Below are 11,448 nucleotides of genomic sequence, written 5' to 3'. Positions count from 1 at the left end.
GAAGTCTATCACCGTTTTTGCTATCTTTGTTTGCTCTCCGACAAACTGCTAGAAGCGTAAACTGCGAATGAGTAAAGAATGTCAATTGACAAGCCTATCTCCGTCAGATAAAATCGTCTGCTAGTTCTTTTGGCCCAGGAGGCAAAAATGAGTGAACAAAAACCCGGTCGCGGTAAGGAAATCTTGAACAGATTGGGCATCCTTGGCGAGTTGCTGCAATTCTTTTGGCAACGCAAAGTATATTGGATGCTTCCCATGATTTTGGTGTTGGTTCTGTTTGTGATGTTGCTGGTCTTTGCTCAAGGTTCTGCCGTAGCGCCGTTTATTTATACTCTATTCTAATCAATATTGAGGTTTCTGATGGATTTTTTTAGCGGACTCGCGCTGATTCTTTTAACCCTGGTTGGTTATTCTAGCGGGGTTGCAATGGCTGGCAAAAACAAGGCACTACGACCGTTTTTGCTGGATGTGTTGGTCATCATCGTATTGTGGGTTGGGGCCATTCTTTCTCGGGGGATGCTCGGCAAATGGCTTGCTGTGTTGGCCTGGTTTTTGGCCGGTATATTTGTTGGAGCTATATTGACATTTGCGCGCAAGAGAGCGTACCCGGATGAAAAACGAGCATCGTTGAATCAAAGCGCTTCGGGATTGCGCCTTCTATGGGAACGCTGGAAGGCGTTTGCTGCAGATATGGGCAATTACCAGAGCCGCATGTTGTTAGCCTTTTTCTATTTCATTGTTGTGGCTCCATTTGGTATCTTGTTGCGCTTGTTGAGTGATCCATTGCGGGTAAAGCATCCGGGTAACGATTCGCTATGGGCGGAAATAATTCCTGCGAACACAAATCTTGACGAAGCCAGAAAACAATTTTAACTGGACGGGAACATAAATGTATATTCTTGGAATATCTTGCTTTTATCACGATTCGGCAGCCGCTTTGCTGGATGATGGTGTACTCATTGCGGCAGCACAGGAAGAGCGTTTCAGCCGTAAGAAAAACGATCAGGGTTTTCCCAATCAGGCCATTCAATTTTGTCTGAATAAAGCCGGAATTACTAGCGCAGATTTGGATTACGTGGTTTTCTACGAGAAACCACTGGTGAAGTTTGACCGCATCCTGCGCACGGCTTTAGGCACATTCCCGCGTTCATGGCGCACTTTCAGCGAGGCTATGATTGCCTGGTTTGATGAGAAATTGTGGATTAAATCTTTGCTCATGCGTGAACTAGGCGTCGCGGCGGATAAGATTTTGTTCACCGATCATCACATGGCTCATGCTGCCAGCGCGTTTTATAGTTCTCCCTATGATGAAGCCGCCATTATGACCATCGATGGTGTTGGCGAATGGGCGACCGCCACGATGGGACAGGGCAAAGCCAGTTGGGAAGACGGGAATGCAAATGAAATTGTTTTATCTCATGAACAACGCTTCCCTCACTCCCTGGGTCTGCTATATTCAGCTTTTACTGCCTTTTTGGGATTTCGGGTTAATAGCGGCGAATATAAAGTTATGGGGATGGCGCCTTATGGTGAACCGCATTATGTCGATAAAATCTATGACAATATACTAAAAATTCAGAGCGACGGCAGTTTTTGGCTGAATATGGATTATTTCAGTTACCATTACTCGCCAGAGAAGACTTTCAATCAGAAATTTGTAAACCTTTTCGGCCAACCTCGAGATCCCGATTCCTATTTTATTACCACGCTGACCGACCCCGATGAAGCAGACTCTGCCAGTCCGGATGTTCAGGCGAATCAATATTATGCCGATGTAGCTGCCAGTATTCAACGCGTGACAGAAGAAGCAATTCTTTCGATGGCGAATGCGCTTCACAAGAAAACTGGTCTGACACGTCTGTGTATGGCCGGGGGCGTGGCGTTGAACTCGGTTGCCAATGGCCGTATTTTGCGCGAAACTCCCTTTAAAGAGATATTCATTCAACCTGCGGCAGGTGATGCTGGCGGTGCGCTGGGTGCGGCGCTTTATGTTCATCATCAAGTTTTGCACGAACCGCGCCGCTTTGTGATGGAACATGCCTATTGGGGTGATGAATATAGCAATGATGAAATTGAATCAACCCTCAAGCAGGCTGGTGTTCACTATGAATATGTTGCTGATGATGACGCGTATCTGGATCGCGTAGTAGACGCCCTGATCGCCGGGAAAGTCATCGGGTTTTATCAGGGCAAATTCGAGTGGGGGCCGCGCGCGTTAGGGAATCGCTCAATTTTATCCGATCCTCGCCGGGCCGAGATGAAGGATATCGTCAACCGGAAGATTAAATTCCGCGAGCCATACCGCCCCTTCGCTCCCGTCATTCTGGAAGAGAGCGCCTCCGAATTCTTTGATGGCCCAGCCAACTTTGAGGATAACCATTCGGCGCGCTATATGTTACTGGTGTTGCCCTGGAAGGGCGATATGGGTGATAAAATCCCGGCGGTTAACCATCTTGGCACAGGACGCTTGCAAACCGTGCGTCACGAGTGGAATCCGCGCTACTACGATGTGGTCAAAAAATTCGGTGACGCTACCGGGGTGCCGGTGTTAATGAATACCAGCTTCAACCTGCGCGGTGAACCGATTGTCACTACCCCGGCCAATGCCTGGAACACGTTTTCGAAGAGCGGTATGGATATCCTCGCCATTGGGCAATACTGGGTTGAAAAATAAATTAACACGAAATGCCGCATGTAATCCTGGTACGATGTATCAAATACTAAAGAAAAGTCGAACTTTTTGTATGCGTTGTTGAAAAGTTCGACTTTTTTATTCGCTATTTTGAATACCATTTTTTTCTACTCATGAATGGATGGCTCGCCGTGAAAAAAAGTATCAGTGAATTTGCCAAGAATTTTCTTTTGATGGTTGCAGGTTTGTGCTTTGCGCTCATAATGCTGGAAGTTTTTCTCAGGGTTCTTGGCAACCCTTTCGGATTTCGCATCAAAGGTGATCAAATCGTTTTGCCTGCCCACCAGAAATATGAAATCCACAACACAACAGTTGCTCAACTTGATGAATTAATTATTCACGAAAAAAATTCCCTCGGTTTTCGGGGAGCGGAACCACCTACTGATTTTGACGCCAATCTAACTTTGGTGACGGTTGGAGGCAGCACAACCGAGTGTTTTTACCTCTCGGAGGGACAGACCTGGACGGATGGCCTTGGGCTGTTGCTGGAAGATAATTTTTCGCCGTTGTGGATTAACAACGCTGGTCTCGACGGTCATTCCACCTACGGGCATATCGTGTTGATGGAAGATTATCTGATTCAACTGCAACCGAAGGTGATCCTGTTCCTTGTGGGGGCAAACGATATGGGGCTGGGGGATGCTGGAGCTTACGACCGTGGCATCGAGAAAAATACCAACACGCTCCCTGGATTGTTGAAGTCAGCCTCAGGGCATAGTGAAGTAGCCGCACTGTTATATAATTTGGCCCGTTTTGTCATCACCCGTCAGCAAGATATTGGGCATGGCAGCCTGGACACGGTGAATCTCCCGGCGCTTGAGATATCAGAGCAAGCCAAAGAAGCCGCGCTCCAGATGCATCGTCAGCAGTATCTCAGCCCGTATCAGAGTCGCCTGGAGCAATTAATTGCCCTCGCCAGAGAAAACGGCATCAAGCCGGTCTTGATTACCCAACCTGCGCTCTATGGCAATGGTGTTGATCCCGAAACTGGCATCGATTGGGGGCGCATCGCGGTGAAAGATTTGGATGGTGAAACCCAGTGGGAAATCCTGGAACTGTATAACGACGTGACTAGGCAAGTCGGAGTAGCCAACGATGTCCTGGTGATTGACTTGGCTGATGAACTGCAAAAAGACTCAAATTACTATTACGACATGCTGCATTTCACGCCCGCCGGAGCGCAACGTGTCGCGCAGATCATCTATACGTATCTATGCCCCTCCCTGTCCGATACATTTGGGCTGTTTCAAACAGGAGCTTGTGCCGAAACGGCCAATTGATGCAGCGGTAATACCATCCCGGAAATCAAAAGATACACCTCATCGGCCGCCGCGGCAACTTTGCGGTTGGCCCAGCCCAGTAGATCGCGGTAGACGCGCCCCAGGGGGTAGGGTGGCACCAACCCCATACCGACTTCATTCGTGACCATAATCCAATCGGCGCGGCTGGCCTGAATGGTATTGAGCAGCGCTTCGATTTCAGTATCCACAATCTCGGCGGAGCGCGCTTCGTCGGGTTCGAATTCTTCATCGGTGGCCGTCAGCACCAAGTTGCTGACCAGCATCGTCAGACAGTCGAGCAAAACAAGATCAGCATCGTACCCATTTTCTCGCAACGCGTTCGCAACCCCGTGAGGAATCTCTAGCGTGTGCCAGCTAGCGGGCCGTTGCTGGCGGTGCTTCTTAATGCGGTCGGCCATCTCCGGGTCAAGCGCTTGCGCTGTGGCGATATACAAAATTTCAGCCCCGCGCGCCGCGGCCAGTTTTTCAGCATAGGTTGATTTGCCGCTGCGCGCTCCGCCAATGATGAGTGTCAGTTTTCCCATAAGATACCAATGATGAATGATGAGTGCAGAATGCAGAATTATTTGTTCTGCATTCACCAATCTGCATTCTGCATTATTTTTTCCACATACGCCATATCCAGCACGGATTCTACCGTGTCCGTCAGATAGGTCAATGAGGCCGCGAAGGGATCATTCTGGAGAGAAGAACCGGCGGGCGGGTTCCACCCGAGGCTGGTCAGCCAGGCCCGGCGCAGATTCTTGTTCCCGAACAGCCCGTGGATGTAGCAGCCCCACACGCGGCCTTCCGCGCTCAACGCGCCATCCCCGACCTGCACAGCCTGTTCATTGCGCTGTGTGACTGTCAGCCAGTGACTCTCGCCTGAGGTGCGTCCCATGTGGATTTCGTACCCCTCAATTTCTTGCCCCCGAACTGTGTATAGCCAATTAGACTTACTCGCGTTAGCTATTTTTGCCCGGGCGCGATAGGTGGCTTTTTCTCCGGCAAAGGTGGTTTCAATGGGCAGAAGTCCCAGCCCGGCGCTGTGCAGCTGGCGCGATTCAATGTACTCCGGGTCATGGATAGCTTGCCCTAGCATCTGGTAGCCGCCGCAAATGCCAATCACCGCGCCGCCGCCTTCGGCGTGCTGTTGGATGGCTTTGTCCAGCCCGCGCTGGCGTAGAAATTCCAGGTCGTTGACGGTACTTTTGGTACCGGGGATGATGATGGCATCGGCCTGGCCTAGCTGCTCGAGCGAATGCACGTAGCGCAAGCGCACGCCGGGCTCGGCCAGCAGGGGGTCAAAATCGTCGAAGTTGGCGATGCGCGGCAAGTGAATCACGGCGATGTCAATCCCTTCGTCGCCACGCGTCCGCACCGGGGTCAGGTTCTCGAGGGCCACGGCATCCTCTTCGGGGATAAACAGATCATGAAGGTAGGGAACCACCCCCACAACAGGTACGTCGCTGCGCTCTTCGATGATCTGAATTCCATCTTCGAACAGAGTGATGTCGCCACGGAATTTATTAACAATAAATCCTTTGAGCAATTCTTGCTCTTCGGGCGGCAGCAGCCAATAGGTACCGAGTAATTGAGCGAAAATGCCGCCGCGGTCAATATCGCCGACGAGCAGCACGGGCGATTGGGTGTAGTTTGCCACGGCCATGTTGACGATGTCGTTGGCTTTGAGATTGAGTTCAGCCGGGCTGCCCGCACCCTCGACAATGATGAGATCGTGCTCGGCGCGTAAACGATCCATCGCCTCGGTGACTTGCTGCCAGAGATAAGCGCGAGTGGGGTAGTAGTTGCGAGCGTCGAGCGTTTGCCACGGGCGGCCATTGACCACGACCTGCGAGCGAGAGTCGGCCTCGGGCTTGATCAGGATCGGGTTCATGTCTACGTGCGGTTCCAGACCGGCGGCGGCGGCCTGGACGGCCTGGGCGCGTCCGATCTCGCTGCCATCAGGACACACGGCGGCATTATTCGACATATTCTGCGCTTTGAAAGGAGCAACCTTGACGCCGCGACGGGCGTAGCTGTGACACAACGCCGTGACGAGCAGGCTTTTTCCGGCTGAGGAGGATGTTCCGAGGATGGTGAGGGTTTTTGCAGGCATGGTTTGCTTTCGGTTTAAGGTTACAAGTTGAAGGTTGAAAGTTGAGTGTGAATTTTCAACCTTCAACTTTCAACTCAAATGGCAGGTATCGTTGAACAGATTGAGTATCGCGCCTTCGGGATACACGGCGATTTTGGTGATGGAGCAATGCGAGAGATGGAATTGCCAGAATTTGGTGATCGGCAGGTTGAGCAAGTGCCGGATGAGCATTTGCATAGAGCCGCCGTGGGCGACGATGAGGATAATTTCGTCGTTGGTGTGTTTTGCGGCGATGTCTGCATAAGCAGCGGCAACGCGCTCAGCTAATTCATGCAAGGTTTCGCCGACCGGTGGAGTGAAATGCCCGACATCTTCCATCCAGGCTTTGACCCGTTCGGGGTCGAGCTTTTCGAGTTCAGGGAAGGTGCAGCCTTCCCACTCGCCAAAATTGCCCTCACGCAAGCGCGGCTCGGCGATTAGCAGGCAATCGTGGTGCGTGGCGATGGCTTTGGCAGTATCCCGGGCGCGGCTCAGGTCGCTGGTGTAGATGGCATCGAATTTCTCCGTAGCCAGATGTGTGGCCAACTGTCTGGCCTGCTCGCGGCCGCGGGCATTGAGCGGTACGTCGCTTTGCCCCTGAAAGCGGTGGGCAATATTCCAATCGGTTTCGCCGTGGCGGGTGAGGATGAACTTCATAATAAGCTTAGAAAATATTTACCACAAAGTCACAAAGACCACTACCGAATTTCTTTGGGTCTTCGTGTCTTTGTGGTTAGTTTTCTGCTTGCAGTTTTTCTAATTTCTCGCGCACTTTGTCGGCGTGTTTGCTTTCGCCGTTTTTGGTTTTGGAGCGCACGCGCACGCCTCGCCAAACTGCGGCAATCTCACCTTCGGGCGAGATGATGAACGTCGAGCGGATGGTGCCTTCATATTCTTTGCCGTAATTTTTCTTCAGGCCCCAGGCTCCGTAGGCTCTATGGACTGTTTTCTCCGGGTTACTGAGCAAGTTGATGCCCAGATTGTATTTGCCAATGAATGCCCGATGCGACAGCGTATTGTCTACACTCACCCCGATCACTACCGCGTTCAGCCCGGCGAAATCATCCAGAGCGTCGCTGAAGTCGCAAGCTTCTTTGGTGCAGCCGGGAGTGTCATCTTTGGGGTAGAAATAAAGTACCAGCCATTGTCCGGCGAAGTTGCTCAGGGATATTATTTCATCGTCTTGATTGGGCAAGGAAAATTGTGGGGCTTTGTCGCCAAATTCGAGCATGGGGAAGGTTTCCTTTCAGAAATGAATGATGGGGGATTGAAGACCAATGGCTCCGTCTCCCGTCATCCGTCTTCGGTTACGAAAGTGTAGCAAAGACGACTACCAATGCCAACTCTGCCAACTCGTTGATGGTGCCGTAGATGTCACCCGTCAAGCCGGGGATGCGGGCCAGCACGAAGCTGGTGACAGCCCAAAGGAGCAGGATTGTACCCCCGAGGGTGATCATGCCCATCCAGCCCGCACAGAACCACGCAATGGGGAGAACGGTTAGCGTGGCGATGATGATTTCGCGCAGAGTGGTGTGCTTTTTGACAGCGCTGCCCAGCCCTTCAGGGCGGGCGTAGGGGAAGGCGTAGACGGCCAGCGTCATTGCCCAGCGACTCGCCGCGGGGATCAGGATCAGCGCCGGGGTTGATTGGCTGAATCCGCTCAGGGCGGCATATTTCATCAGGAGCAGAATCACGCCCGCGCTGAGTCCGAAGGCTCCTACTCGCTCGTCGCGCATAATCTCCAGGCGCTTCTCCGGCGTCCATCCGCCAAGCAGGCCGTCAAAGGCATCCAGCAGGCCATCCAAATGCAGCGCGCCCGTGAGAGTGACCCACAAGGCCAGCAGCAGGGCAGCGCGCAGCATATCGGAAGCGATGAAACTGAGGCCGTAATTTGCGCCGTAAAGCAGCGCCCCGATCAGCACGCCGACCAGGGGATAGAAGCCAGCCGCCCGGCCAAGCTCTTTTTCGGTGAAGAGACGCTTAACCAGTGGCGGGCTGAGGGTGAGAAATTGCAGTGCAGCGAGGAAGGGAATCATTTTATTAAGGTCTTGTTTCTACTCTTTGTCGGAAACGCCAGCTTCGCTGAAGGTCGCCATTTCGTCGAGAATTTTGCAGGCAGCTTCGATGAGCGAGATAGCCAGCGCCGCGCCGGTGCCTTCGCCCAGGCGCAAGCCCAGGTTGAGCAACGGCGTAGTGCCCAGCCATTCTAACATGATCTGGTGGCCGAGTTCTTGCGAACGATGGGCGGCGATGAGGTAATCGCGTGTCTGTGGTGCCAGGCTAACGGCGATCATTGCCGCGGCGGTGGAGATGAAGCCATCAATCACGACTGGCACCCGGTGTGCGGCCGCGGCCAAGATTGCCCCGGCCAGACCGCCGATCTCAAAACCGCCGACTTTGGCGAGAATATCCAGCCCGTCTTCAGCATTGGGCTGGTTAACATCCAGCGCCTTTTGGATGGCAGTAATTTTGCGCTGCAAGCCTTCATCGTCTACGCCGGTGCCGCGCCCGGTAATTTCTTCCACAGAGCGCCCGGTGAGGGCCGCCGCGATGGCCGCCGAAGGTGTGGTGTTGCCAATGCCCATATCACCGGTCGCCAGAATATCCAGCCCTTTTTCGAGTTCCGCTTCAACCACGGCGGCCCCGGCTTCAATGGCCTGAATGGCTTGTTCACGCGTCATGGCTGGACCGTGGGCCATGTTTTGTGTACCCAGAGCAATTTTTTTGTTTACTACAGCCGGGTGATCAAGTTCGCTGGCGACACCCATATCTACGATGATTACACGTGCGCCGACATGCTGGGAAAACACGTTGATGGCCGCGCCGCCGAAGACAAAGTTCATCACCATTTGCGGGGTTACTTCGGAGGGATAGGCGCTGACGCCCTCGGCGACTACGCCGTGGTCACCCGCCATCGTGGTGACGACTTTATGTGTGAGTTTGGGCCGTACTTCACCGGTGATCCCGGCGATTTTCACTGAAATATCTTCAAGCTGTCCCAGGCTGCCGCGCGGCTTAGTTAAATCATCCTGACGGGCGCGGGCGGCTTGCATGGCGGCCTGGTCGAGGGGTTGGATTTGGGCGATGAGTTGTTGGATGGACATGGAGACTCCTTACGGTGACGGAGGACGGAAGACAGAAGACTGGTTGTTCTCTCTGGCTTCTGTCTTCCGTCACCGGTCTATTAGAATTCAATACCGCGCTGGCCTTTGATGCCCGTATCAAAAGGATGTTTGATATTTGCCATTTCGGTAACCAGATCGGCATATTTGATCAGCGCTTCTGGTGCATAGCGCCCGGTGATGACGAGATGCAGTTCCGGGGGTTTGTTGGCTTTGAGCCAGGCGATGGTTTCGGTGATGTCGAGCCACTCGAAGTGCATCGTATAAGTGAATTCGTCTAACACGATCAGATCGTATTCACCAGAAGCAATTTTTTCTTTGGCGATTTCCCAGCCGTGTAGGGCTTTGGCAATGCTTTCGTCGCTATCTTTCGATTTCCAGGTGAAGCCGTCGCCGAGTTTATGCCATTCGATGCCTAATTTTTCAGCGGCTTTGACTTCGCCCCAGCGCCCGGTGCCTGCTTTGACGAATTGAATCACGCAAGGGCGTAATCCCTGCCCCCAGGCGCGCAACAGCAAACCCAGGGCAGCGGTAGTTTTGCCCTTGCCGTGGCCGGTGTTGATAATGACAAGACCTTTTTGTTTTTTGCTCATGATTTGTATAGGGTGGGTCTAAGGGGTGAGTGAAGCCCCTTAGACCCTGACAGGAAGATAAGACTTATTCGAATAAGTCCGGATGCAGGAATCTGGCTAATTCTTCCAGACCCTCCACCAGACGGGGGCCGGGGCGTCCGACGAGATTGTCATTGAAGGTAAAGACCTGCTCATTTTGCACAGCAGAAAGGCCTTCCCACCCGGCGCGGGCAGCGACGGTTTCGGGAGTCACGCCACCGTAAAGGAAGTCGCCCAGCAAGATGATGTCGGGGTCCTGGTTGATGAGTTCTTCCAGATTGATCTGCGCCCAGGCGCCTTCCAGAACGCTGCCGATATTGGATCCGCCCGCCATTGTGATGAGGGTATCAATGAACGTGCCCGGTCCGGATGTCCAAGGGGCGTTGGGGTCGGTGGCATCCAGTTCGTAGAAAATGGAGGGGGTTTCTTCAACGCCAGCTACTTTCTCTTCGATGGCAGCTACACGGGCTTCCAGGCTTTCGATCAGAACTGCGGTTTCTTCTTCGTGGCCGGTGATCACTGCTGTGGTGCGCAAATTCTCGTACATACCGGGCAAATCAGTCGGATTTTCCAGAACGTAGACGGTGAGGCCCAAATCTTCCAGCGATTGAATTTGCTCCGGGGCGGTCAGACCGGCTGCGAAGACCAGATCGGCATTCAGAGTGAGGATGGTTTCGGTATCAATATCGCCCCAGCCGCCGCCGATGTCGGTTTTTTCGAGAGCTTCTTCAGGATAATCTGAGAAGGCATCCCGCGCGACGATCTGCTCGCCTGCGCCGATGGCGAAGAGAATCTCCGTGTTGGAGGGGGCCAGCGAAATGATGCGCTCGACGGGAAGTTCAATGCTCACCGTTCGGCCTAGTCCGTCAACGAGTTCGAGAACTTCGGGGGCGGGTTCAACTTCTTCGGCAGGTTCCTCCGCTGGAGCTTCTTCATTGACAACCTCAGCTTGTTCGACAGTGGCTTCTTCCGCGGGGATTTCCATAACGGGTTGTTCACCTTCGGGTTCTGACTGGGGGGTGCAAGCGCCCAAAATTAGAACGAGTGCAAAAATAAGCATGATTAAGATGTTGTTTCGTGCCATTTTAAACGTCTCCTTGTGTAATATGTGATCGAATCAAAAAACCCTGTCCGAGGAGGTCAGGGTTTAATTCTTAGATGAGTATTGCTGGTTATTCCCATATCCTTGCCGCGAGGACTGTTGGAAATCGCGAAATAGGCGGGCGGCCTGGCTTGAATCAGTGTTCACTAATTCTTACAGTTGCGGGACAGCACCGGACTTGCTTGATAACAAGCGCACCGGTTTCGCCTTTAAACCTTCCCATCCGGGGGGATAGGTACCTAAATCGGATTATATGAAATTATCAATGTCCAATTGCCACCTATAATAACATAAAATTTTTGTCGGGCTTTATGATGAATGCCATATATAGCAGGACGTTTGTACTGATTTGCTCATCATGTGCAGGATGAAGTTCACGGATTGAAGTTTCCACCGGGCAAGAAAGTTGGTAGTTTTGAGAGTACCCCCACTGCGACTCGAACGCAGGTTTCTACCTCCGGAGGGTAGCGCTCTATCCACTGAGCTATGGGGGCGTAGCGGATG

12 protein-coding genes, 1 tRNA gene and 1 riboswitch are annotated in these 11,448 nt (G+C 52.7%); of the genes, 4 read left to right on the top strand and 9 right to left on the bottom strand.

Annotated features, from left to right (window positions below):
* Positions 1 to 147 precede the first annotated feature (147 nt).
* The 4 genes from HN413_17985 (at position 148) to HN413_17970 (ending at position 3,972) form a co-directional block, all read left to right on the top strand.
* Positions 148 to 342, top strand: a complete 195-nt coding sequence (locus HN413_17985) for a hypothetical protein (protein ID MBT3392291.1) — start codon at positions 148 to 150, stop codon at positions 340 to 342.
* A gap of 18 nt (positions 343 to 360) precedes the next feature.
* Positions 361 to 873, top strand: a complete 513-nt coding sequence (locus HN413_17980) for a hypothetical protein (GenBank protein MBT3392290.1) — start codon at positions 361 to 363, stop codon at positions 871 to 873.
* Positions 874 to 889: 16 nt separating this feature from the next.
* Positions 890 to 2,674, top strand: a complete 1,785-nt coding sequence (locus tag HN413_17975) for a hypothetical protein (GenBank protein MBT3392289.1) — start codon at positions 890 to 892, stop codon at positions 2,672 to 2,674.
* A gap of 149 nt (positions 2,675 to 2,823) precedes the next feature.
* On the top strand, positions 2,824 to 3,972 hold the full coding sequence (locus HN413_17970; protein MBT3392288.1) for an SGNH/GDSL hydrolase family protein: 1,149 nt from the start codon (positions 2,824 to 2,826) through the stop codon (positions 3,970 to 3,972).
* Here HN413_17970 and cobU read toward each other — a convergent pair.
* From cobU to HN413_17925, 9 genes are all read right to left on the bottom strand, one after another.
* The gene (cobU, locus tag HN413_17965) at positions 3,939 to 4,517 is read right to left on the bottom strand and encodes a bifunctional adenosylcobinamide kinase/adenosylcobinamide-phosphate guanylyltransferase (protein ID MBT3392287.1); all 579 of its coding nucleotides are present in this window, start codon (positions 4,515 to 4,517) and stop codon (positions 3,939 to 3,941) included. The two genes, HN413_17970 and cobU, sit on opposite strands and share 34 nt — an antisense overlap.
* Positions 4,518 to 4,570: 53 nt before the next feature.
* Positions 4,571 to 6,091, bottom strand: a complete 1,521-nt coding sequence (locus tag HN413_17960; GenBank protein MBT3392286.1) for a cobyric acid synthase — start codon at positions 6,089 to 6,091, stop codon at positions 4,571 to 4,573.
* A 69-nt stretch (positions 6,092 to 6,160) separates the two neighbouring features.
* Positions 6,161 to 6,766, bottom strand: a complete 606-nt coding sequence (gene cobC / locus HN413_17955) for an alpha-ribazole phosphatase (GenBank protein MBT3392285.1) — start codon at positions 6,764 to 6,766, stop codon at positions 6,161 to 6,163.
* A gap of 76 nt (positions 6,767 to 6,842) precedes the next feature.
* Complete coding sequence (locus HN413_17950) at positions 6,843 to 7,340, bottom strand: peroxiredoxin (GenBank protein ID MBT3392284.1); 498 nt, start codon at positions 7,338 to 7,340, stop codon at positions 6,843 to 6,845.
* A 76-nt stretch (positions 7,341 to 7,416) separates the two neighbouring features.
* The gene (cobS, locus tag HN413_17945) at positions 7,417 to 8,145 is read right to left on the bottom strand and encodes an adenosylcobinamide-GDP ribazoletransferase (GenBank protein ID MBT3392283.1); all 729 of its coding nucleotides are present in this window, start codon (positions 8,143 to 8,145) and stop codon (positions 7,417 to 7,419) included.
* An 18-nt stretch (positions 8,146 to 8,163) separates the two neighbouring features.
* Entirely contained in the window at positions 8,164 to 9,213 is a 1,050-nt protein-coding gene (cobT, locus tag HN413_17940; GenBank protein MBT3392282.1) for a nicotinate-nucleotide--dimethylbenzimidazole phosphoribosyltransferase, read from the bottom strand.
* An 80-nt stretch (positions 9,214 to 9,293) separates the two neighbouring features.
* Entirely contained in the window at positions 9,294 to 9,824 is a 531-nt protein-coding gene (gene cobO / locus HN413_17935) for a cob(I)yrinic acid a,c-diamide adenosyltransferase (GenBank protein MBT3392281.1), read from the bottom strand.
* Between the two features lie 64 nt (positions 9,825 to 9,888).
* Positions 9,889 to 10,926 (bottom strand): ABC transporter substrate-binding protein, encoded by a 1,038-nt coding sequence (locus HN413_17930; protein MBT3392280.1) that lies wholly within the window; start codon positions 10,924 to 10,926, stop codon positions 9,889 to 9,891.
* Positions 10,927 to 11,042: 116 nt separating this feature from the next.
* A riboswitch (cobalamin riboswitch) is annotated at positions 11,043 to 11,202 on the bottom strand.
* 164 nt (positions 11,203 to 11,366) lie between these two features.
* Positions 11,367 to 11,438: transfer RNA gene (locus HN413_17925), tRNA-Arg, on the bottom strand.
* Positions 11,439 to 11,448 lie beyond the last annotated feature (10 nt).

This window comes from Chloroflexota bacterium, from assembly GCA_018648225.1.
Taxonomy (GTDB): domain Bacteria; phylum Chloroflexota; class Anaerolineae; order Anaerolineales; family UBA11858; genus NIOZ-UU35.
The sequence above is the reverse complement of the archived record's forward strand: the minus strand, read 5'-3'. Positions and strand labels throughout refer to the sequence as shown.

Excerpts from the sequence above, each read along its gene's own strand:
- cobT (MBT3392282.1), bottom strand. The coding sequence starts at position 9,213 with ATGTCCATCCAACAACTCATCGCCCAAATCCAACCCCTCGACCAGGCC.
- HN413_17985 (MBT3392291.1), top strand. The coding sequence starts at position 148 with ATGAGTGAACAAAAACCCGGTCGCGGTAAGGAAATCTTGAACAGATTG.
- cobS (MBT3392283.1), bottom strand. The coding sequence starts at position 8,145 with ATGATTCCCTTCCTCGCTGCACTGCAATTTCTCACCCTCAGCCCGCCA.
- HN413_17980 (MBT3392290.1), top strand. The coding sequence starts at position 361 with ATGGATTTTTTTAGCGGACTCGCGCTGATTCTTTTAACCCTGGTTGGT.
- cobC (MBT3392285.1), bottom strand. The coding sequence starts at position 6,766 with ATGAAGTTCATCCTCACCCGCCACGGCGAAACCGATTGGAATATTGCC.
- cobU (MBT3392287.1), bottom strand. The coding sequence starts at position 4,517 with ATGGGAAAACTGACACTCATCATTGGCGGAGCGCGCAGCGGCAAATCA.
- HN413_17930 (MBT3392280.1), bottom strand. The coding sequence starts at position 10,926 with ATGGCACGAAACAACATCTTAATCATGCTTATTTTTGCACTCGTTCTA.
- HN413_17950 (MBT3392284.1), bottom strand. The coding sequence starts at position 7,340 with ATGCTCGAATTTGGCGACAAAGCCCCACAATTTTCCTTGCCCAATCAA.
- HN413_17975 (MBT3392289.1), top strand. The coding sequence starts at position 890 with ATGTATATTCTTGGAATATCTTGCTTTTATCACGATTCGGCAGCCGCT.
- cobO (MBT3392281.1), bottom strand. The coding sequence starts at position 9,824 with ATGAGCAAAAAACAAAAAGGTCTTGTCATTATCAACACCGGCCACGGC.
- HN413_17960 (MBT3392286.1), bottom strand. The coding sequence starts at position 6,091 with ATGCCTGCAAAAACCCTCACCATCCTCGGAACATCCTCCTCAGCCGGA.